Below are 21,978 nucleotides of genomic sequence, written 5' to 3' on the forward strand. Positions count from 1 at the left end.
GTCTGGCCCGGGTCCCACCCGGGCTGACCCCACCCTAACTGAACACCGTTCAGGAGTTGTCGGCGGGGCACAGTTCGCGCCCCGACTCCTTGGACTCCTGAGCGGTGCTCACTCCCATTCGATCGTGCCCGGGGGCTTCGAGGTGACGTCGAGGACGACGCGGTTGATGTCGTCGACCTCGTTGGTGATCCGGTTCGAGATCACCGAGAGCGTGTCGTAGGGGATCCGCGTCCAGTCGGCGGTCATCGCGTCCTCGCTCGAGACGGGGCGGAGGACGACGGGGTGGCCGTAGGTCCGGCCGTCGCCCTGGACGCCGACGGAGCGGACGTCGGCGAGGAGGACGACGGGGCACTGCCAGATCTCGGCGTCGAGGCCGGCCTTCGTCAGCTCCTCGCGGGCGATGGCGTCGGCCCGGCGGAGGATCGCGAGACGGTCCTCGGTGACCTCGCCGATGATGCGGATGCCGAGTCCCGGTCCGGGGAACGGCTGGCGGGAGACGATCGCCTCGGGCACGCCGAGCTCGCGGCCGATCGAGCGCACCTCGTCCTTGAACAGGGTGCGCAGGGGTTCGATGAGCTGGAACTGGATGTCCTCGGGCAGACCGCCGACGTTGTGGTGGCTCTTGATGTTCGCCGTGCCCGAACCGCCGCCGGATTCGACGACGTCGGGGTAGAGGGTGCCCTGGACGAGGAAGCCGATCTCCTCGCCCTCGTCCTTGGCCTCGCGGACGAGTTCGGCAGCGGCCTGCTCGAAGGTGCGGATGAACTCGCGGCCGATGATCTTCCGCTTCTCCTCCGGGTCGGTGACCCCGGCGAGCTGGGTGAGGAACCGCTCCCGGGCGTCGACGGTGACGAGCCGGACGCCGATCGAGTCGACGTAGTCGTTCTCGACCTGTTCCCGCTCGCCTTCGCGCAGCAGTCCGTGGTCGACGAAGACGCACGTGAGCTGGTCGCCGATGGCCTTGTGGACGAGGGCGGCGGCGACCGAGGAGTCGACTCCGCCCGAGAGCGCGCAGATGACCTGCTTGTCGCCGACCCGGTTGCGGATGAGTTCGACCTGCTCGTCGATGACGGACTCGTTCGTCCAGTCGGCGTCGAGGCCGGCGACGCGGTAGAGGAAGTTCTCGAGGATCTTCTGCCCGTTCTCGGAGTGGAGGACCTCGGGGTGCCACTGGACGCCGGCGAAGCGGCGCTCGGGGTGCTCGAAGGCCGCGACCGGGGTGTCGGGGGTCGAGGCGAGGACCGTGAAGTCCGCGGGCGCCTCGGCGACGGAGTCCCCGTGGGACATCCAGACCTTGTAGGCGTCGGGCGTCTCGGCGAGCAGCGCCCCCTGGTCGGCGACGGTGACCGGGGTCGACCCGTACTCGCGCTTGTCGGTCTTCGCCACCCGTCCGCCGAGGCTCGTCGACATGAGCTGGAAGCCGTAGCAGATGCCCATCGTCGGCACCCCGAGGTCGAAGACGGCCGTGTCGAAGGGCGGGGCGGCCTCGTCGTTGACGCTCGAGGGTCCACCGGAGAGCACGATGGCCACCGGGTTCTTGGCCGCGAACTCGGCCGCCGGGGCGTCATGGGCGATGATCTCGGAATACAGTCCCGCCTCGCGGATCCGGCGGGCGATGAGCTGCGCGTACTGCGCGCCGAAGTCGACCACGAGGACAGGAGGCACCTGTGTGCTCTGGGTTTGCGTCATGCGCCCAATTCTAGACGGCGTCGGCGCACCTCCCGAACCGCGGGTTCGGGCGCACTTCGACGCCTGCTCCGAGGCTCGATGCCGGGACTCGGCTCAGCTCTTCGGGGCGGGTCTCAGCTCTTCGGGGCGACGACGACCGCTGCGGCGAGTTCGGCTTCGACCTGACGGTGGATGCGGCGTTCGAGGATGAACGACATCACGGGCACGACGCCGGCGAGCGCGAGGACGAGGTAGCGGCCGAGGCTCCAGCGCATCTGCTGGTTGAGCCAGAAGCAGCCGATGAGGTAGACGACGTAGCACCAGCCGTGGCTGATGGCGATCGCGGCGGCGAGGTTGAAGTCGCCGAACATCAGCGCGGTCTTCGGGTCGGCGGCGATGAGGTACTTGTAGATCATCTCGACCGTGAGGATCATGAGCATGGTCCCCGTGATGATCGCCATCACACGGTAGAACTTCAGCGCATTGCGCGCCGAGGTGAAGCGCTTGACGCTCCACACGTTGGCCTCATCGATCTCGGGGCGGGAATCGAGGTTCGGGTCGTCGCTCACGCTTCGGGTCCTCCGGTCGGTGTTCTCTGGTCTCGGTGCCTGCGCGGCTTCGTCCCGCCGTGCCGGTGTGCGGGCAGTCCGGTGAGCCCGGACATCACCTCGGGGTCGATCCGCGACTCGCCTGCGGGCTTGACGACGACGTACTCGACGTCGCCTGTCGAGCCCTGCGGATCTCCGTCGCCGAGGCGGCGGCCGAGGTAGTCGTCACGGAGCAGCTGCCACCACATGTAGAGGGCCATCGCTGCGAAGATCAGCCATTCGATCGCGTAGACGGCCGACTGGATGTCGAATCCGCCCTCGTCGCGGGTCGTCGTCGTCGGCACCTGGACGAGTCCGCCGGTGCCCACCGAGGCGCCTGCGCCGGCCTCGGTCTCGGGAATGAGGAATCCCGAGTAGGTGAGGAGGTCGGGGAAGAGGTTGATCAGCTGCGAGGTCGAGACCGTGCGCACCTGCCCCTCGGGAAGGTCCGATCCGGGTTCGGGACCCTCGACGGGTCCGATCCGGGCCTCCATCTCGACCGACCCCTCCGCGGCACGGGAGTTCATCGCCGTGGTCTCATCGGTGGTGAAGCCGCGCACGACGGGGATGGCGATCGTCTTGCCCTCGGTCTCCGCGACCGCTCCCTCGCCGAGGCGGGCGCCGTCGGGAGCGAACATCGTCACCACCCAGTAGCCCTCCTTGCCGTCCTGGACCCGTCCGGGCAGGACGACCTGGGCGTCGGGCAGCCACCGGCCGGTCAGCGAGACCCGCTGGTCGGCGAGTATGCCGGGCATCGGCGCCTGCGCGCCCATGACGTCGTTGAACGGTTTGAGCTCATCGACGTCTGCGGCCGCGACGACGTCGTTCTTGTGCTGCGCCCGGTCGACCTGCCACGCCGAGAGGCCGACGAAGCAGCTGACGAGGACGAGCACGAAGAGCAGCGACCCCAGCCATTTGGGAGTGAGGGCCAGACGGAACAGATCAGACCACCGATCCAGGCTGGTAGGGCGAGACGGTGACGTCGACGCGCTGGAACTCCTTGAGGTCGACGTAGCCGGTGGTCGCAAGCGCCCGGCGCAGAGCACCGGCGAGGTTGAGCTCGCCGATCGCCGTGCGCCCGGGGCCGAAGAGGACCTGCTCGAGGCTGCCGACGGTGCCGAGCTCGACGCGGTGGCCGCGGGGCAGCTGCGGGTGGTGGGCCTCGGCACCCCAGTGCATCCCGCGCCCGGGCGCCTCGGTGGCGCGGGCGAGGGCGGTGCCGAGCATGACGGCGTCGGCGCCGACGCCGAAGGCCTTGACGATCTCCCCGCTCGTGCCCAGTCCGCCGTCGGCGATGACATGGACGTAGCGGCCGCCGGACTCGTCCATGTAGTCACGCCTGGCAGCGTGGACATCGGCGATGGCCGTGGCCATGGGCGCGTGGATGCCCAGCGTGCGCCGCGTCGTCGCCGCCGCTCCCCCGCCGAAGCCGACGAGGACGCCGGCCGCACCGGTGCGCATGAGGTGGAGGGCGGCTGTGTACGTCGCGGCGCCGCCGACGATGACGGGGACGTCGAGTTCGTAGATGAACTGCTTGAGGTTGAGCGGCTCGGCCTGCGAGGAGACGTGCTCGGCCGAGACGGTCGTGCCGCGGATGACGAAGATGTCGACGCCGGCATCGACGACGGTCTTGTAGAACTGCTGGGTCCGCTGCGGGGTCAGGGCACCGGCCACGGTGACGCCGGCTTCGCGGATCTCCTCGAGGCGGGCGGTGATGAGGTCGGCGCGGATCGGCTCCGAGTAGAGCTCCTGCATCCGGGCGGTCGCCATGTCACCGGGCAGCTGGGCGATCTCCGCGAGCAGGGGGGCGGGATCCTCATAGCGGGTCCACAGGCCTTCGAGGTCAAGGACGCCGAGGCCGCCGAGCCTGCCGAGGGAGATCGCAGTGTCCGGGGACATCGCGGAGTCCATGGGAGCGCCGATGAAGGGGAGATCGAAGTGGTAGGCATCGATCTGCCATGACAGGGAGACGTCCTCGGGGTCGCGTGTGCGACGTGCGGGGATGATCGCGATGTCGTCGAGCGAATACCCGCGCCGACCGCGCTTGCCTTTGCCGATCTCGATTTCAGAACTCACGCGCACAGCCTATCCCACCGGGACTCAGCCGGGTCTCAGGCAGCTGTGAGGCTCGGGGTCACGCGCGGCCGCGTTTCGGGGGCCGCGCTGGGATCACGCTGCGGCCGCGCCTTGGCCCGCTCGCGGCCGCGCCGGCGCCTCCCCGAGGAGGATCCGATGCGATTCTGAGCCCGGTTTCGGCTCGGATCCACCTCGTGGGCACCGCTGCGGGGAGGACGTGCGGTGCAGCGGAGGACGTGCGGTCACAGGTGCGACGTGCGGTGAGAGGTACGAAGCGCAACCCGCGGTGTGACGCGTGAGACAGGGCGCGGGGCACGGATGGCAAGGCGGACGACGCAGCTCCAGGTAACGGTGCGGGCTGGTTCTCAGGGGACGCGGTCGGCGGCGACCGCCTCGGCGGCGGAGGCGAAGGCCCGCACATGCGGCAGGTGCGCTTCCCGGTCGCGGACGTGCATGACGACCCGGCGGACGGGGACCGGATCGGTGAGGTCGACGGCGGTGAGACCGGCGGGCAGGTGGACGGTCGAGAGCCGAGGAAGGACGGTGATGGCGAGATTCGCGCCGACGAGGGCGAGGGCGGCGTCGTCGTCCTCGGAGGCGGCGAACATCGTCGGTTCGAACCCGGCGGCGGCGCACGCGAGTTCGACGACGCGGCTCGTCGGCCCGCTCCACAGGTCGTAGTCGACCCACCGTTCGGCGGCGAGTTCGTAGAAGGGCACGGACCCCCGCTGTGCGAAGGGATGGCGGGTGGAGACGACGACCCGGTAGTCGTCGTCGAAGAGCACCGTCCGCGACATCCCCGGCAGGTGCACCTCCTCATCCTGGGGGACTTCGTTGCGGATCTCGATCGTGCAGTGGCTGCGCCGGACCTTTGCGGGCTCGTTGAGCTGGATGTCGAAGCGCAGGTCCTCATGCGCGAGCGCGACGGGGGCGATGATGTCGGGCAGGAGGACGGCGTTGAACGAGGTGAAGGCCGCGATGCGCATGCGTGGACGCGAGACCGTGCGGTAGCTCTCGACGAGGCTGTCGAGGCGACCGAGGCCGGTGAAGACGTCGGCGGACTCCTCGGCGAGCCTGCGACCGAGCTCGGTCACCTCGATGCCCCGGCCCGATCTCCGATAGAGCGGGGCGCCGACGGCCTTCTGCAGCGTCGTGATGTGCTGACTGACGGTGGCCGGGGTGTAGTTGAGGCTGCGCGCGGCGGCGACGACGGAGCCCGTCGCGACGACGGCCCGCCACACGCGCAGACGCTGGAGATCCCACATGGGAGACAGCCTATCCGAGAATCGTTCGGTTCGGCCTGATGATCATTCGTCAATGATTGCTTTTCCTGACGCGTGACATGGGTGAGAATGATTCAGGCGCGGTCGACGACCGCGCCCATCCCCGCCTGTCCCCGCAGCACCCCTCGCACCACCGCACGATCGGCAACACGCACGATCAGCACCACCGCACGTTCCGCACCACCATTCGGAGGAGTCCCATGACCGGTCCTGAGCTCATCACCATCGCCGGAGCCGCCACCGTCCTCGCCGTCACCCCCGGACCCGAGACGATCCTCACCGTCAGACTCTCGGCACTGCGCCGCAAGGCGGGGCTCATCTACTCCCTCGGTTCGGCCACGGGCATGACGATCTGGATGGTCGCGGCGCTCACCGGCATCTCCGCACTGCTCACCGCCTACCCCTCGGCGCTGCTCGTGCTCAAGATCGTCGGCGGCGCCTACCTCTGCTTCCTCGGCGTCCTCGCCGCCCGGCAGGCGCTGCGGATCCGCTCCGAGCTGCGTGGGGCTCCCCTCGGCCCGGTCGGTGAGATCGCCGCGGCCAGCGACGACATCGTCTCGGACGGCTCGCTCGTCGAGGCCCCGGTCACTGCCGGACACCCGTGGGGCCAGCTGCGATCGGTCATCTCCTACCGCCGCGGCCTGCTCTCCTCCCTGAGCAACCCGAAGGCGGGACTCTTCTTCCTCGCCGTCATGCCGACCCTCGTTCCCGCATCCCCGGCGGGCACCGACTACGTGCTCCTCGTCGCGATCGTCGTCGGCCTCCTCCTCGCCTACCAGATCATGCTGGCCCTCATCGCCGGTCTCGCCGCGGCCGCCCTCCAGCGCCGCAGCACCGACTTCTGGATCGAGGCGGTCTCCGCAGGCATCCTCGTCGTCATGGGCATCACCGTCGCCGCGCTGCCGATGTGACGCAGGCTGCGGGGCACTCACCCGCCCGCCACGGGGCGCGGGCCAGCCACTCGCAGCACCAGAAACCGTTCACCGGCCCAACGACGCGACCCTGCCGCTCACATGCCCGCCGCGTTTGATTCACTTTTCGCCCGATCAGTCGGTTCAGAAACCGACCGGTCTGGCGGAAAGTGACTCGTATCGGCAGGCACGCGACAGCGCCGGTGCCCGAGATCGCTCTCAGGCACCGGCGCCGTTGACAGTGCAGTCGCACAAGTCAGCCGAGGGTTGGCCGCTCCCGGCAGATGGCACCGGGAGCGGCGTCGACTCACCCGCTGTGGTTGGGACCGTCGCTCAGCGGGCCGTCACTGAACGGTCCGTCGCCCACTCCCCCGCCGCCGGGACCCGTGGCGCCGGGGCGACCGCCGAGCGGGTCGGCACCAGGCGTGCTGCCGGGGGTGCCGCTGCCGGGCGTACGGCCGAGACCGGACGCTGCACCGGGCCGGCCCGCGGCACCGGGACGGTCACTTGCGGCGTCACCGGTCGCGGCGTCGACCGCCTCGGCGGCCTCATCCTCGACCTTGTCGAGCAGCCTGGCCGCAGCGTTGCGGCCGCCGAGGCCGAAGGCGAGCGCCGCGGCTGCCGCACCGCCGATGACGACGGCGCCGAAGGCGAGGTTGATGATCGAATCGGCGATGCCCATGTAGCGCAGACCCATGGCGATGAAGAGGGCGATCGCCGAGTAGCGCAGCACCTTGCTCGCGATGCTGTTGGTGATGAACCGCCCGATGATCCCCGCGACGAGGAAGCCCGCTGCGATGATCACCGCACCGAAGAGGACGCTGCCGCCGAGGGCGAGGATCTCATTGAGGATCCGTGTGATCTCCGGGAAGCCGAGCATCCGGGTGGCCATGATCGCGAAGAAGATCATGATCGCGATCTGGACGATCTTCGTGATCACCGAGGACGCGCTCGTGCCCTCGGGGACGATGCCGATCGACTCGATGGCCCGGTCGGTGCCGACACCGCGGAGGATCTCCTCGAGGAGGTTGCCGAGGAACTTCGCGATCGCGAAGCCGATGGCGAGCAGGATCGCCGCGGCGACGATGAGCGGAATGGCGTTGAGGAACATCTCGAGCATCTGCTGCGCAGGGCCGGAGATCGCGGCGATCCCGAGCACCTGGAGTGCGGCGATCGAGACGACGATGATGATGATTCCGAAGACGACGTTGCCGACGAGGTTGGAGATGCGGGCGTTCGCCTCGGCCTCCGGTGACCGTCCCATCGGCTGACCGGGGTGACCCTGACCCTGGTAGCCCTGCTGCGGGTGCCCCTGCGGCGGCTGTCCGGCCTGGCCGTGCTGCATCGGCTGGCCCGGACCCTGCTGACCGGGGTCGGGCTGACCGGGACCTGCAGGACCGCTCTGCTGGGGTCCGCCCTGCTGCACCTGGTCGAAGGCGGCGGTCTGCTGTCCGGGTGCCTCACGACGACGGAAGCCTCCGTCGGAGTCGGCGACGCTGACGGCGCGGTCGCCGATGGAGCGGAACTTCGCGGTGATCTTCGTCAGGTCGACGGCGCCGAGCGCGGTGACGACGAGCTGTTTGGCGATCTTCGCGAAGACGTAGCCGATGAGGAAGATGAAGCCCGCGCCGATGATGTTCGGCAGGAAGCTGAAGATCCCGTTCGCCAGACCCTGCAGCGGCGTGAGCACCTGGTCGAGGGCGAAGAGCTGGAGGACGGCGATGAGGCCGAGGATCCAGATGATGAGCCCGGCGATCTGACCGACGGATCTGCCGACCTGCTGCCCGTTGTGCCCGTCTCTCTGCAGAGCGGGGACCTTCGCCACGAGCTTCGCGATCGCCCATTTGACGATCGAGGCGACGATCCAGGTGACGATGAGAATGACGATTGCAAGGCCCACATTGATGAGGACCGGCCATATGTCCTGCATTTCCGTTGTCTCCTTCGGATGCTGCGACTAACAAGGCGTCTTTGTCACTTGTTATTTCGGAGCCTATTCCACGGGTGCACTCTGGACAAGGGTCATGCGCCTGTCATCTCGAATCATGTCCTGAAATGCGATTAGCGATCGCCGCATTCACGCGATTATTTCAGGGCCTTAACAATACGTTCATGCGGCGATCACGATTGGGCAACGGAAAGATTTTCAGAACTCGAGCGGCCGATTGTCGATGAGCCTCGTCGTCCCCACGGTGGCGGCGATGAGGAGGAGGGCTGAGCCACTGAACTGCTCGCGCACCGGCTGCAGGGTCGCCACCTCGACGAGGGCGAGGTAGTGGACGTCGAGGTCGCCGTCGAGAGCCGCGCGGGCGGCTGCGAGGACGTCCTCGGGCAGTCCTCCGTCGGTCAGCGCGGATTCGCCCGCATCGAGGGAGCGCGGGATCGCCAGCGCCGCGAGCCTCTCGCCCGGGGTGAGATAGTCGTTGCGGCTTGAGACGGCCAGACCGTCCCGGTCGCGGACGACCGGGAGTCCGATGAGCTCGATGTCGAAGTCGAGGTCGGTGATGAGGCGCCGGACGAGGGAGAACTGCTGGATGTCCTTGAGCCCGAAGACCGCGACGTGGGGGCGAGTGAGATGGAAGAGCTTCGTCACGACGGTGAGCACCCCGTCGAAGTGGCCAGGGCGGTCCGCACCCTCGAAGATCGCGCCCATCCGCCCCGAGGACACGGTGACCTCCGGCGCCGCGGGGTACATCTCGATGAGTGCGGGGGCGAAGACGAACTCGGCCCCGGCGTCCTCGCACATCGCGAGATCGGCCTCGATCGGCCGCGGATACCGGGTGAAGTCCTCCCCCGGACCGAACTGGAGCGGATTGACGAAGAGGCTGACGACGAGGTGGTCGGCCGACTCCCGGGCCCGGTCCATGAGCGCCCGGTGCCCCGAGTGCAGCGCCCCCATCGTCGGCACCAACGCGACGGTCCCCTTCTGCCTCTCCCGCCACGCCCGCAGCGCTTCGATCCCGCCGATCTCCATCACTCGAAGCTCCTCTCCGGTTCGGGGAACTCCCCAGCCCCCACCTCGGCGACATAAGTCCGCACAGCATCGCCGAGGACCGTGCGCAGGTCGGCGTAGCGCTTGACGAAGCGGGGAGAGCGACCCGGCCGGAGGCCGGCCATGTCCTGCCACACGAGGACCTGGGCATCGCAGTCGGCCCCGGCGCCGATCCCCACCGTCGGAATCTCCAGCGCCGCGGTGACCTGGGCGGCGAGCGGGGCCGGGACCATCTCCATGACCACGGAGAACGCCCCCGCCGAGGCGACGGCGCGGGCATCGGCGAGCAGCGCCTCTGCCGCATCTCCGCGCCCCTGGACCCGGTACCCGCCGAGGTTGTGCTCGGACTGCGGGGTGAAGCCGATGTGCGCCATGACCGGGATCCCCGCCGAGGTGATCGCCCTGATCCGGGAGGCGACGTGGGCGCCGCCTTCGAGTTTGACCGCGTGGACCTCCGCCTCCTTCATGAACCGGACCGCTGTCGCAACGGCCTGTTCGTCGGAGATCTCGTAGCTGCCGAAGGGCAGGTCGGCGACGACGAGGACGCGGGAGGTCGCCTTCGCCACCGCGCGGGCGAGCGGGATGAGCTCATCGACCGTGACCGGCAGGGTCGTGGCGTGGCCGTAGACGTTGTTCGCCGCCGAATCGCCGACAAGCAGCGCCTCGACTCCGGACTCCTCGAAGAGCGCGGCCGTGTACTGGTCGTAGCTGGTGAGCATCGCCCAGCGCCGGCCCTCGGCCTTCGCGCGGAGGAGATCGAGGGTGCGGACCCGCCGAGGCGGTCTCGACTCCCCGGCTGCCGTCGGGCTGGACGACCCGTCTCCCCCCGGGGACGCGGCCCCGGCCGCTCCGGGCCCGTAGACGGGCGTCGTCTCGTCTGACTCGGTGGTGCCTGCCGCATCGGGCATGGGAATCCTCTAGTGGTTCGGTGGTCTGGGCATGTGCGCCCGTCCTGCCCCGCGGCCTCGCACCGGAGCTGCTCCTCGTCCGAGCGCAGGGACTCCGCGCTCTCGCACGGGAGTCCCCCGGTTCCTGCGCGCGCCTTCCGATCGAGCATGATCGGCGGTCGCCGCGCGGGGTATGCGGGCTGGTCGGGACGGCGCCGGCTCGGATCGCGAGCCTGTCACCAGCGTAGAACATCCGCACTGCGCTTGGAGGGCGGCACCGCGATGCCGGGTGGCCGAGTTGTACTTTACGGACGACCGTGATTAAGCTCAAATGTGCGTAAAAATGCGCCGAGCAGCAAAGGACGACGATGACCACGACAGCTTCGATCGAGCTCACCCTCAAGGACATCTCCGCCGGAAGGACATCGGGGTCGATGTGCTCCTCCTCCCTCGTCGACGCCCCGTGGGACGTCGATGCCTCCCCGGGCTACGGTCCGGGCGCCTCGCTCGCCGACCCGATCCCGGCCGCCGCCCCGCGCCAGGGCGAGATCCCGCAGGAGTACCGTGACGCCTCGGCCGAGGAGCTGCGCGAGCGGATCATCGACGCGAAGGCCGCGCTCAGCGACCGCGTCGTCGTCCTCGGCCACCACTACCAGCGGGTCGAGGTCGTCGAGCACGCCGACTACATCGGGGACTCGTTCATGCTCGCCAAGGCCGCCCAGAACCATCCCGACGCCGAGGCGATCGTCTTCTGCGGCGTCCACTTCATGGCCGAGACCGCCGACCTCCTCTCGACCCCTGAGCAGTCCGTCATCCTCCCCAACCTCGCCGCCGGCTGCTCGATGGCCGACATGGCGACGATCGACCAGGTCGAGGACTGCTGGGAGCAGCTGGCCGAACTCTGGGGCACCGAGCCCGACGAGACCGGGAAGGTGCCCGTCGTCCCCGTCACCTACATGAACTCCTCGGCCGCGATCAAGGGATTCTGCGGCCGCAACGGCGGCATCGTGTGCACCTCGTCCAACGCCGAGGTGGTCCTCGAGTGGGCATTCGAACGCGGGCACCGGGTCCTCTTCTTCCCCGACCAGCACCTCGGCCGCAACACCGCGATCGACATGGGCATCGACCCCGAGGCGATGCCGCTGTGGAATCCGCGCCGACCGCTGGGCAACAACACCGCCGAGGTGCTCGAGGACTCCCGCGTCATCCTCTGGCAGGGCTTCTGCTCCGTCCACAAGCGCTTCACCCCTGCCCAGATCGCCGCCGCCCGGGAAGCCGATCCGGACGTCCGCGTCATCGTCCACCCCGAATGCCCGCGCGAGACCGTCGCCGCCGCCGACGAATCGGGGTCGACGGCCTACATCACGAAGGCGATCAGCGAGGCGAGCGATCCGACGAACTTCGCGATCGGCACCGAGATCAACCTCGTCCAGCGACTCGCCGCCGAGCACCCGCAGCACACGATCACCTGCCTCGACCCCGTCGTGTGCCCGTGCTCGACGATGTACCGCATCCACCCCGGCTACATCGCCTGGGTCCTCGAATCCCTGCTCGACGGCTCGATCGTCAACCAGGTCACCGTCGACGCCGAGGTGGCCGACCCCGCCCGCATCGCGCTCGACCGGATGCTCGCCGCGAAGCCGAGGATCTGAGGATGAGCCGCGTCATCGTCGTCGGGACCGGCATCGCGGGCCTGACCACGGCCCTGCGCCTGGCCGGGACCCACGAGGTGACCGTCGTCACGAAGAGCCGCCTCGGCGAGTCGAACACAGCGCTCGCCCAGGGCGGGATCGCCGGCGTCCTCACCGCAGATGACACCGTCGGCTCCCACATCGACGACACCCTCACCGCGGGCGCCGGGCTCGGCGACGCCGAGGCCGTGCGCGTCCTCTGCACCGAGGGTCCGGACAGGATCCTCGACCTCGCCGAGGCGGGGGTCGTCTTCGACCGGAACCGTGCCGGGGGTGCCGGGTCCCACAGCCCCGCCGAGGTGAGGGTCGATCCTCTCGACCCCGCAGGCTGGGCGCGCGGGATCGAGGGCGCGCACTCGGCGCCCCGGATCTATCACTCCGGTGGGGATGCGACGGGGCGGGCCATCGTCGATGCACTCGTCTCCCGCCTCCTCGCCGAGGCGACGGCAGGCACCGTCGATCTGCGCACGGAGACCCTGCTCGTCGACCTCGTCGTCGACGGTGAGACCGTGACCGGGGTGAGCGTGCTCGGCTGCGGGGGCGTGCCCGAGGTCATCCCCGCCGAGGCGGTCGTGCTCGCCACCGGTGGGGCCGGGCAGGTCTTCGCCCACACGACGAACCCGCCTGGGGCGACCGGGGACGGGCTGGCCGCGGCGATCCGCGCAGGCGCCGCGGTCCGCGACCTCGAGTTCGTCCAGTTCCACCCCACGGCCCTCGTGGGGTCCGGGTTCCTCGTCTCCGAAGCCGTCCGCGGGGCCGGAGCCCTGTTGCTTGACGCACGCGGTCGTCGGTTCATGCCGGACATCGCCCCGCGGGCCGAACTCGCCCCGCGCAACGTCGTCGCCCTCGCCCTGCACCGCGCAATGGCGGAGCAGAACGGACTGCCGTGCCACCTCGACGCCCGGGCGGTGCCCGACGTGTCGGCACGCTTCCCGAGCATCGCCGCGACCCTCGCCGCCCAGGGCCTCTCCCTCGCCGACGACCTCATCCCCGTCACCCCGGCCGCGCACTACGTCATGGGCGGGGTGGCCACCGACCTCGACGGCAGGACCGCTCTGCCCGGTCTCTTCGCCGTCGGCGAGGTCGCGTGCACCGGTGTCCACGGGGCGAACCGGCTGGCGTCGAACTCGCTGCTCGAGGGTGCGGTCTTCGGAGCGCGGGCGGCTGAGGCGATCACGGCAGATCGCCGGCGTACACGATCGCTCGGTTCGCGATCGGCCGCCGCACCCCCGCGCCCCGCACCGGCCCTGCCGCATCCTGCCCCGCTCTCCCGCGCGGAACTCCAGGCTCTCACCTGGGAACATCTCGGCCTCGAACGCACCGAGGAGGGTCTGATGGTGCTCCTCGACCGCCTCGGCGAATCCCACGGAATCGGACGCGCCGCCGACGGCACGGGCGTTCACGGGTTCCCGGTCGATCACCTCGGCGAGGGCGACCACGTCCAGGCGATCGAAACGGCGAATCTCGCGCTCATCGCCCGGGCCATGGCCGTTGCCGCGCTCGCCCGCACGGAGAGCGTCGGAGCTCACGTCCGCACGGACGTGGATGCGCGGCGAACTGCGGCATCATGGTCGGGGGCCGGGCATCCCGTGCTCGACCGCAACCACGAGGAGGCAGCCTCATGCTGACGACGACCACGATCGATGCCGCCCTGCGCCAGGCGCTGGACGAGGACGCCCCGTGGGGTGACATCACCGGCGAGGTCTTCGTGCCGGCGGATGCGCAGGCGACCGCGGAGCTGCGCGCCCGGGAGGACGGGGTGCTCGCAGGCGGCGAGGTCTTCGCGCGTGCCTTCACTCTCACCGAACCCGCCATCGCGGTCGAGGTGCTCGCCGGCGACGGTGAGCGGTTCAGTGCGGGCCAGGTGCTCGCCACCGTCTCGGGGCCGGCCCGCGGGGTGCTGCGGGCGGAGCGGATCGCGCTCAACTTCACTCAGCGGATGAGCGGGATCGCGACCCTGACCCGGGCTTTCGTCTACGCGGTCGACGGGCGGACGCGGATCGCCGACACCCGGAAGACGACTCCGGGTCTGCGTGCGTTCGAGAAGCACGCGGTCGTGTGCGGGGGTGGGAGCAGTCACCGGTTCGGGCTCTCGGATGCGGTCATGGTCAAGGACAACCACCTCGGCGTGCTCACCGGGGCAGGCGGTGATGTCACTGCCGCCTTGCTGGCGGCGCGGGAGAGGCTCGGGCACACGACGATGATCGAGGTCGAGGTCGACCGGCTCGAGCAGATCCCTGCGGTCCTCGACGGAGGCGCCGACATCATCATGCTCGACAACTTCTCCCTGGCCGACCTGCGGCGCGGGGTCGCGCTCATCGGGGACCGAGCGATCATCGAGGCGAGCGGCAACGTCAGCCTTGAGACCGTCGCGGAGATCGCCGACACCGGCGTCGACGTCATCTCCTCCGGGGCGCTCACCCACAGCGTCCGGGCGATCGACCTCGGACTCGATCTCGTGCTGTCGGAGGCGACCGAGCGGTCGCACCCGGCAGGCGGCGCGGTCACGGCTGTCGGTGAACACGTTCACCAGGGCGGTGCCGACGCGTCAGGCGATGCTCACGGCGACACCGCTGCGGCAGAGATCCGACCGGCGGCGGACTGAAATGGGCCCGCTCTACCTCGACACCGCCTCGAGCGCACCCGTGCGTCGGGAGGCGCTCGAAGCGGCCTGGCCGTACCTGAGCGGGGCGTTCGGGAACCCGTCGAGCCACCACGAATTCGGGCGCGCGTCCGCGGAGGCGCTCGAGGATGCGCGGGCCCGGGTGGCGCGGGTGCTCGGGATGCGGAGCACAGACATCGTCTTCACCGGTGGCGGCACGGAGGCGGCGAACCTCGCGGTCACCGGGATGGCGCTCGGCGGGCTTCCCGACGCCACCGCCTCGGCGAGGACGGATCCCGGACGCCGGCACCTCGTCACCTCTCCGCTCGAGCATGAGGCCGTGCTCGCCTCGGCGGACTTCCTTGCCCGACGCCACGGGTTCGATGTCGCGTATGTCGAGGTCGACCCCGACGGGACGATCACTCCGGAGGCCCTGCGGGCGGTCCTGCGGGAGGACACCGCGGTCGTCAGCCTCGGCTATGCGAACAACGAGATCGGCACGGTCGCCGACATCGCGGCACTGAGCGAGGTCGTCCATGCCGCCGGCGCGCACGTCCACACCGATGCCGTGCAGGCCGCGGGATGGCTGCCGCTGGCGGGCCTCAGCGTCGATGCGATCACGCTGGCCGGGCACAAGGTCGGTGCGCCGAAGGGCATCGGAGTCGCGGCGATCCGCGCCCGCATCCCCCTCGAGCCGATCATCCACGGCGGCGGACAGGAGTCGGGGAGGCGGTCGGGGACGGAGAACGTCGCCCTCGCCGTCGCGTTCGCCACCGCGCTTGAGCTCGCGGAGTCCGAACGCGCCGAGGCGGCCGCCCGGGTGGCCGGCATCCGTGACGACTTCATCGCCGAGGTGCTCCGCTCCGTCGACGGGGCACTCCTCACCGGCAGTGCTGAGTCGCGGACCCCGAACCATGCGTCGTTCTGCTTCTCCCGCACGAGCGGGGAGGCCGTGCTCCTCGAACTCGAACGCCTCGGGGTCACGGCCTCGAGCGGATCGGCGTGCGCGGTCGGCTCCGATGGGCCCTCGCATGTGCTCCTCGCTCTCGGCATCGACGCCGAGGTCGCGAAGACGAGCGTGCGCTTCACGTTCCCGTCTGCGATCACCGCCGAGCAGGGCTCGGCTGCTGCAGCGGCGGTCGTCGAGGCGGCGAACCGGCTCAGCCTCGCGTATTCGTAGGCCTCAGCCCGTTCGGGTCGCGCCAGCCCTGCCGCCTCGCCCTCACTGCGACGCGAAGAGGCCACTGATGTGCGATTGGCCCCTTTCCACAGCGCCACTTCGGAGAGACACTGGAATCCAGGGTTCCACTGCGGCTGCGAGGGGGTTTCGTCATGGATCTGCTGATCATCACCATCATCGGTGCCGGCTTTGCGGCGATCGTCTTCGCCCTCGGGCGCCTCACGTGTCCGCGGCACGACCGTGTCCCCCTGTCCCAGGTCGATCGCGTCATCCTCTGGACGACACTGTGCCGGGGCTGGATGGCTCTCGGACAGTTCGCCCCGCTGACCATGATCGTCGACGACCGCCGCGAGGGCCGCGCTTAGCGGAGGTCACCGGGCCACCGCGGAGGAGGTCACTGCGCCGCCGCAGCGGAGGGGTCGCCGTCTGCGCGGAGGCCGCCCTCCGCGCAGTGTCGGCGCTCACCGCACAGGTTCGGCCGCGGGCACCGCGAAGACGCCCGCGTCCCAGTCCTGCAACGCGTGCGCCGAGGCCCAGAAGTGGAGTTCGTAGACGCACGCGCGTTCGAACGCGGCCCGCATCCGCGCCGCCTCATCGGCTGGCGCCCGGTCGAGTTCGCGTTCGAGGATCTCGACGGCCTTCCGCGTCGACTCGTCGAACTCCGGGGCGTCGTAAGTCTGCACCCACGTCCGATACGGGTGGTTCTCGTCCATCTCTCCGGCGCGCTCGATGAGCACCTTGCCCATGTGCGCGTACACCCAGAAGCAGGGCAGCACTCCCGCGACGCCCTCACCGTAGGACCGGGTCGCGGCCGTGGCGACGAGGAACGAGACGTATCCGAGCGTCGTCGGCGACGGACCCACCCGGTCCTCGGCCTCGAGCTGGGAGTGCGCCTGCCCGAGGCGGGCATCGGAGAGCAGTTGGGCGTGCATCTCCTCCTCGACGGTGATCGCCTCCGCCGCCGAGGTGGACCAGAACCGGGACTCGTCCCGGTCCGTCGTCTTCCCGGCGAGGAAGGACATCGCCTTCGCATATCCGCTGAGGTAGATGCTGTCCTGAGTGATGTAGTTCGTGAACGCAAGAGGATCGAGGCTGCCCTCGGCGAGCTGGCTGAGGAACGGCAGCGCCTCGATCGCCTCGATGATCGGGCGGACGTGGTCCCAGAGTTCGGTGGTCTGCGGGCCGGCGGCGAAGGTCGTCGTCATACGTGTCTCCTTGGGTCGAATCGTCGTCGATCGGGTCGGGTCCGGGGCGCCGCGGTGCTGCGATGGTGAAGCGCTCCGGGTACGGTGCTCGGGCGGGGTCAGCGGCGGACGATGTCGACCTGATGGTCGACCGGTCCGTGGGCGCCCGCGGGGTCGAGGCTGACCTTCCAGTCCGCCGCCGAGGCGAGCGCCCGGGCAAGGAAGTCGAGTCCCCGTTCGACTGCCTGCCGCATGTCCTCAGAGGCCAGCGTCTTCCCGCCGTTGGCCCGCCGGAGGACGGCCGCCTCGGCGGTGATCGCAGCCGAGAGCGTGCACCCGGTCCCGTGCGTGTTCGGGGTCGCGATCCGAGGGTGGGCGAACTCGGTGACCTCCCCGTCGGCGGTGACGAGGATGTCGGCGACCTCGCCGTCTGCGGCGTGCCCGCCCTTGAGGAGGACGGCGCGCGTGCCGCGCGCGACGAGCTCCCTGGCCTGGTCGCGCATCTGCTCAGGGGTCGTCGCCTCGGGCACGTCGTCGCCGAGGAGGAGGGCCGCCTCGGGGAGGTTCGGGGTGATGAGGTCGGCGGCCGGGAGCAGGCGCGTGCGCACGGCGTCGACGGCATCGACCTCGAGGAGGCGGTGTCCGGAGGTCGCGACCATGACGGGGTCGACGGTGAAGAACCCGAAGTCGGAGGTCGCTGCCCGGTCGACGACGAGGTCGACGAGCGACCGGGATCCGAGCATGCCCGTCTTCGTCGCGTCGACGGGCATGTCATTCAGCACGCTGTCGAGCTCATCGGTGACGAAGTCCTCGTCGATCGGGTAGACGCGGGACACCCCGTGGGTGTTCTGCGCGACGAGGGCGGTGATCGCCGTCGTCCCGAGCACGCCGAGGGCGGTGAACGTCTTGAGGTCGGCGTGGATTCCCGCCCCGCCGCTCGGGTCGGTGCCGGCGATCGACAGCGCGATCGGTGGTCGCTCGCTCATGCCTGTTCCCCGTCCTTTCGGGTGCCGTCGCCGAAGGCGTCGAGGAGGTCCGCGGCCGCCTGCTCGGGATCCTCGGCGCGGCAGATCGCGGAGACGACGCAGATGCCGACGAGTCCTCGTCCCCGCAGTTCGTGCGCGCGCTCGGCGTCGATGCCGCCGATCGCGACCGCGGGGATCCCCGCCGAGGCGGTGAGTTCGCCAAGGCGGTCGGGACCGATCCCGGCCGGGGCGTCGGTCTTCGTCGTCGTGTCGAAGACCGGTCCGATGCCGACAAGGTCGACGCCGCCGGTCTCCTGGGCCGTGGCGAACTCCTCGGGTTCGGCGGCGGAGAGGCCGACGAGGGGGCCGTCGCCGAGGAGGTCGCGCACCTCGGCGACGGGGGTGTCGGTCTGGCCGACGTGGATGTGGACGTCGCTGCCCTCGTCGAGGAGGCGGCGGGCGACGGCGACCCGGTCGTTGAGGAAGACGGGAACGCGGCGGTCGGTCCCGGCGATCGCCTCGGTGACGGCGGCGATGACCTCACGGGTGAGGACGAGGAATTCGGTGTCGTCGATGTCCTTGTCGCGGACCTGGACGACACCGACTCCCCCGGTCACGGCCGCGCGCACGGTCTCGGCGACGGTTCGTCCCGCCTCCGCGCACTGCGCGGTATCGGTGACGAGGTAGAGGCGGGTGTCGATGCCCGCGAGCCGATCGCCGCTCATACTGTGGTCACCTCGACCCGGGCGCGGCCGATCCGGTCGTCGTCGGTGGTGAAGAGCGCGTCGAGGAAGTGCACCGAGTAGGTGCCCGGTCCGAGCGCCCCGGTGGCGGCGGCCTCTCCGGCGACGGCGAAGTGGGCGTGGGCGGCGACGACTGCGGTGAAGCGCTCGAACGCGGCCGATCCTGCCGGGCCCGCCTGCGAACTCGTCCCCGCCGGCGGGACGGCGGCGAGGTAGGCGGCGGTCACGGCGCCGAGTGAGCAGCCGGTGCCGATGACGAGCGGCATGAATGAGTGTCCCCCGTCGACGCGGGCGATGTGGTCGGCCCCGTCGATGTGGGCGACGATGGCGTCCCGGGCACCGGAAACGGCGACGATGGCGCCGGTCGTGCGGGCGAGCTCGGCGGCGGCCGGGAGCACGGCGTCGACCTCGTCGGTGGACTCGACCCCGCGCCCGCCCGCTCCGGCTCCGGCCAGTGCCGCGATCTCCGAGGCGTTGCCGCGGATCGCGGTCGGGTGGGCGGCCGCGGCGCGGCGGATCCGGGTGGTGCGGTGGTCGGCAGCGCCGATGCTCACGGGGTCGAGCACCCAGGGTTTGGCATCCTCGGTGACGGCGTCGACGGCGGCGTCGGCGGCGAGGAACTGCTGGTTCGTCGCTGTGCCGAAGTTGACGAGCAGACCGCCGGCGAGGTGGGCGAACTGCGCGGCATCGGCGTCGTGGTCGAGCATCGCCGGTGACGCCCCGACGGCGAGGAGCACGTTCGCGCTGAACTGCTGCACGACCGTGTTCGTGATGCATTGGATGAGCGGGTTCGACGCGCGCAGCCGCGCATGCGCCGACGACAGGTCGATGTCGGTCATGACGATCCCTTCGCTAGCATGGCCCAGATCAGGTTCGATGGGTGTTCTCTCAGCCCTGCGCGAGTCGCACCGGGCACCCCATGTCATTTGCCCCCGACTGTATCACCGACACCTAGGGGGCGACGACGGCGCCCGCACGGCCCACCGCCGCGAACCCACCCGACCCCACTTTCAATCCAGCCGCCCGGCCCCGATGATTCACTTTTCGTCCGATCGATCTGGTCTTGAACCGACTGATCGGGCGAAAAGTGACTCAGTTCCGCCTCGGCGACCGACCCAGCTGCCTACCGGCAGCCGTCAGACCTCTGTCGCCCACCCTCCGACGCCTACCCTCTGCCGACGTAGCGCTGGCCGCGGCGGCTGATCGCGTCGATGACGACGGCGGTGAGGAGGACGAGCGCGGTGATGATCTGCTGCGCATCGGAGTTGAAGCCGATGAGGTAGAGGCCGTTGTTGATCGCTCCGACGACGAGCGCCCCGAGCACAGCGGCCCACGCCGATCCGCGCCCGCCGAAGAGCGAGGTGCCGCCGATGACGGCCGCCGCGATGGCGTTGAGGAGGTCCTGCGTGCCGACGAGCGTCGATCCCGCGTTCGTCGTCACCCCGGCCTTGACGAAGCCGAAGAGCGCGGCGAGGACACCGGCGGTCATGAACACGCTGATGCGCACCCAGGTCACCCGGATGCCGGCGCGCCGGGCGGCCTCGACCTTGCCGCCGACGGCGTAGATCGATCGGCCGTACTTCGTCTTCCGCAGCACGAGGTCGATGACGATCGCGATGACGAGCATGAGGAAGAACGGCATCGCCAGCCCGAAGTCCTGGTTGACGAGGATGAGGAAGCCGAAGACGACTGCGGTGAGAAGGACGATGCGGATGATCACCGACGTCCAGCTCGCGCTGTCGAGTCCGGCGTTGTGCCGCCGCAGCTTCGAGTGGATGAGCCCGGCGGCGAAACCGATGACCGCGACCGCGCCGAAGACGTACGCCCACATCGCGGGGAAGTAGTAGCTCGCGAAATCGAAGGCGAACGTGTCGGCCATCGAGAGGTTCTTCTGCGTGCCGAGCGTCGTCAGGGTCAGTCCGGTGAACGCGAGCAGACCGGCGAGGGTGACGACGAAGGCGGGAATGCCGACGACGGCGAAGAACCAGCCCTGGATGGCACCGACGACGAGGCCGAGGAGGAGCATGATCGTCAGGGCGATGAGCGGGGGCACTCCCTGGCGGACGACGAGGACGCCGAGCACGGAGGCGCAGAGTCCGCCGAGCTGGGCGAGCGAGAGGTCGATCTCGCCGAGGAGGAGGATGAGGTTGATCCCGAGGGCGAGGATCGCGAGGTAGGCGACCTGCGTGGAGAGGTTGACGAGGTTGGCAGGGGAGATGAAGTTGCTGTTCGCCGACTGGAAGACGATGACGATGATGACGAGGGCGAGGATGACCGGGAACGAGCCGAGCTGGCCTTCCTTGATCCGCCGGACGAAGGTGCGGACGAACCCCTCCTGCGAGATCCGTTCGTCAGTGATGAACGAGTTCCGGGTCATCGGCGCTCACCCCTGCGTGCCGCCCGCTGGGTGACGACGTTGTCGTTGGCTCCCGTGATGGCGGCGATGAGGACGTCGGTGCGCTCATCACCGGGGAAGTCGCCGGCGTCCTTGCCCAGGCGCAGGACGTGGACGCGGTCACACACGGCTTGGACGTCGGCCATGTTGTGGCTGACGAGGAGGACGCCGAGGTCGCGGTCGCGGAGGCGTTCGATGAGGTTGAGCACCTCGGCGGTCTGGGCGACTCCGAGGGCCGCGGTCGGCTCGTCGAGCATGACGATCGACGGTTCGCCGAGGAGGGACCTAGCGATCGCGACTGTCTGCCGCTGACCACCGGAGAGGGCGGCGATGGGCACCCGGACGCTGGGGATCTTCGCCGAGAGGCTGCGCAGCAGCTCCCACGACTTCGCCTCCATGGCGACTTCGTCGAGGACGCCGGCCCGGGTGTCCTCGTGGCCGAGGAAGAGGTTCGCCACCACGTCGAGGTTCTCGCACAGGGAGAGGTCCTGGAACACCGTGGCGACCCCCGCCTTCTGCGCGTCCTTGGGTGAGGAGAACCTCTGCGGGCGGCCGTCCATGAGGAGCTCGCCGTCGTCGGCGCCATGGACGCCGGCGATGATCTTGATGAGCGTCGACTTGCCGGCACCATTGTCGCCGACGAGCCCGACGACTTCGCCGCGGCCGATGGTGAGATTGATGTCGGTCAGTGCCTGGACGGCACCGAAGCGCTTGGATATTCCGCGCAGTTCGAGCACGGGCTGTGTGGTCGCCGACGCCCGCCCGAACGCGGGCGTCGGCTCGTTCGTCTGTGAAGTCATCGGCGTGCGCTCAG

Annotated in this window: 20 protein-coding genes and 1 riboswitch; of the genes, 6 read left to right on the forward strand and 14 right to left on the reverse strand. The window is 69.9% G+C overall.

What is annotated here, in order from left to right:
• Nucleotides 1-108: 108 nt before the first annotated feature.
• From guaA to EZE58_RS09945, 5 genes are all read right to left on the reverse strand, one after another.
• Nucleotides 109-1,689, reverse strand: a complete 1,581-nt coding sequence (gene guaA, locus EZE58_RS09925) for a glutamine-hydrolyzing GMP synthase (RefSeq protein ID WP_063249367.1) — start codon at nt 1,687-1,689, stop codon at nt 109-111.
• A gap of 113 nt (nt 1,690-1,802) precedes the next feature.
• Nucleotides 1,803-2,237 (reverse strand): DUF3817 domain-containing protein, encoded by a 435-nt coding sequence (locus tag EZE58_RS09930; protein WP_009376168.1) that lies wholly within the window; start codon nt 2,235-2,237, stop codon nt 1,803-1,805.
• On the reverse strand, nt 2,234-3,148 hold the full coding sequence (locus EZE58_RS09935; protein WP_009376169.1) for an SURF1 family protein: 915 nt from the start codon (nt 3,146-3,148) through the stop codon (nt 2,234-2,236). Before EZE58_RS09935 ends, EZE58_RS09930 begins: the two co-directional genes overlap by 4 nt.
• 49 nt (nt 3,149-3,197) lie before the next feature.
• Entirely contained in the window at nt 3,198-4,331 is a 1,134-nt protein-coding gene (locus EZE58_RS09940; protein WP_009376170.1) for a GuaB3 family IMP dehydrogenase-related protein, read from the reverse strand.
• A gap of 365 nt (nt 4,332-4,696) precedes the next feature.
• Complete coding sequence (locus EZE58_RS09945) at nt 4,697-5,596, reverse strand: LysR family transcriptional regulator (protein WP_009376171.1); 900 nt, start codon at nt 5,594-5,596, stop codon at nt 4,697-4,699.
• Nucleotides 5,597-5,814: 218 nt separating this feature from the next.
• Here EZE58_RS09945 and EZE58_RS09950 point away from each other — a divergent pair, with 218 nt between their 5' ends.
• Entirely contained in the window at nt 5,815-6,525 is a 711-nt protein-coding gene (locus EZE58_RS09950; protein WP_063249370.1) for a LysE family translocator, read from the forward strand.
• Nucleotides 6,526-6,832: 307 nt separating this feature from the next.
• Here the strand turns inward: EZE58_RS09950 and EZE58_RS09955 are convergent, their stop codons facing one another.
• The 3 genes from EZE58_RS09955 to panB all read right to left on the reverse strand — a co-directional run bounded on the left by EZE58_RS09955 (nt 6,833) and on the right by panB (nt 10,425).
• Nucleotides 6,833-8,455, reverse strand: coding sequence for a mechanosensitive ion channel (locus EZE58_RS09955; protein ID WP_144588694.1), 1,623 nt, complete (start codon nt 8,453-8,455; stop codon nt 6,833-6,835).
• A gap of 216 nt (nt 8,456-8,671) precedes the next feature.
• On the reverse strand, nt 8,672-9,499 hold the full coding sequence (gene panC, locus EZE58_RS09960; protein WP_095376422.1) for a pantoate--beta-alanine ligase: 828 nt from the start codon (nt 9,497-9,499) through the stop codon (nt 8,672-8,674).
• Nucleotides 9,499-10,425: a 3-methyl-2-oxobutanoate hydroxymethyltransferase gene (panB, locus tag EZE58_RS09965; protein ID WP_095376421.1), complete on the reverse strand. Its 927-nt coding sequence runs from the start codon at nt 10,423-10,425 to the stop codon at nt 9,499-9,501. Before panB ends, panC begins: the two co-directional genes overlap by 1 nt.
• 347 nt (nt 10,426-10,772) lie before the next feature.
• On the opposite strand from panB, the gene nadA reads away from it, so the two are divergent.
• From nadA to EZE58_RS09990, 5 genes are all read left to right on the forward strand, one after another.
• On the forward strand, nt 10,773-12,056 hold the full coding sequence (gene nadA, locus EZE58_RS09970) for a quinolinate synthase NadA (protein ID WP_167560443.1): 1,284 nt from the start codon (nt 10,773-10,775) through the stop codon (nt 12,054-12,056).
• Between the two features lie 2 nt (nt 12,057-12,058).
• On the forward strand, nt 12,059-13,723 hold the full coding sequence (gene nadB, locus EZE58_RS09975) for an L-aspartate oxidase (protein WP_167560445.1): 1,665 nt from the start codon (nt 12,059-12,061) through the stop codon (nt 13,721-13,723).
• Nucleotides 13,717-14,700 carry a carboxylating nicotinate-nucleotide diphosphorylase gene (gene nadC / locus EZE58_RS09980; protein ID WP_131248029.1) on the forward strand — a complete coding sequence of 328 codons (984 nt, stop codon included), beginning with the start codon at nt 13,717-13,719 and terminating at the stop codon, nt 14,698-14,700. The genes nadB and nadC overlap by 7 nt, the downstream gene beginning before the upstream one ends.
• Nucleotide 14,701: 1 nt before the next feature.
• On the forward strand, nt 14,702-15,877 hold the full coding sequence (locus tag EZE58_RS09985) for a cysteine desulfurase family protein (protein ID WP_009376190.1): 1,176 nt from the start codon (nt 14,702-14,704) through the stop codon (nt 15,875-15,877).
• A gap of 152 nt (nt 15,878-16,029) precedes the next feature.
• Complete coding sequence (locus EZE58_RS09990; protein ID WP_009376194.1) at nt 16,030-16,242, forward strand: hypothetical protein; 213 nt, start codon at nt 16,030-16,032, stop codon at nt 16,240-16,242.
• Between the two features lie 96 nt (nt 16,243-16,338).
• Here the strand turns inward: EZE58_RS09990 and EZE58_RS09995 are convergent, their stop codons facing one another.
• From EZE58_RS09995 to EZE58_RS10020, 6 genes are all read right to left on the reverse strand, one after another.
• Entirely contained in the window at nt 16,339-17,082 is a 744-nt protein-coding gene (locus EZE58_RS09995; protein WP_009376196.1) for a TenA family protein, read from the reverse strand.
• Between the two features lie 98 nt (nt 17,083-17,180).
• Nucleotides 17,181-18,047 (reverse strand): bifunctional hydroxymethylpyrimidine kinase/phosphomethylpyrimidine kinase, encoded by an 867-nt coding sequence (thiD, locus tag EZE58_RS10000; protein WP_009376197.1) that lies wholly within the window; start codon nt 18,045-18,047, stop codon nt 17,181-17,183.
• Nucleotides 18,044-18,751, reverse strand: a complete 708-nt coding sequence (thiE, locus tag EZE58_RS10005; RefSeq protein ID WP_063249374.1) for a thiamine phosphate synthase — start codon at nt 18,749-18,751, stop codon at nt 18,044-18,046. The genes thiD and thiE overlap by 4 nt, the downstream gene beginning before the upstream one ends.
• Nucleotides 18,748-19,608, reverse strand: a complete 861-nt coding sequence (gene thiM / locus EZE58_RS10010; protein ID WP_063249375.1) for a hydroxyethylthiazole kinase — start codon at nt 19,606-19,608, stop codon at nt 18,748-18,750. The genes thiE and thiM overlap by 4 nt, the downstream gene beginning before the upstream one ends.
• A riboswitch (TPP riboswitch) is annotated at nt 19,596-19,699 on the reverse strand. Its footprint overlaps the gene before it by 13 nt.
• 235 nt (nt 19,700-19,934) lie before the next feature.
• Complete coding sequence (locus EZE58_RS10015) at nt 19,935-21,146, reverse strand: ABC transporter permease (protein ID WP_063249376.1); 1,212 nt, start codon at nt 21,144-21,146, stop codon at nt 19,935-19,937.
• Nucleotides 21,143-21,964, reverse strand: a complete 822-nt coding sequence (locus EZE58_RS10020; RefSeq protein ID WP_063249377.1) for an ATP-binding cassette domain-containing protein — start codon at nt 21,962-21,964, stop codon at nt 21,143-21,145. Before EZE58_RS10020 ends, EZE58_RS10015 begins: the two co-directional genes overlap by 4 nt.
• Nucleotides 21,965-21,978: the final 14 nt, after the last annotated feature.

This window comes from Brevibacterium sp. LS14 (assembly GCF_012027885.1).
Classification (GTDB): Bacteria; Actinomycetota; Actinomycetes; order Actinomycetales; family Brevibacteriaceae; genus Brevibacterium; species Brevibacterium casei.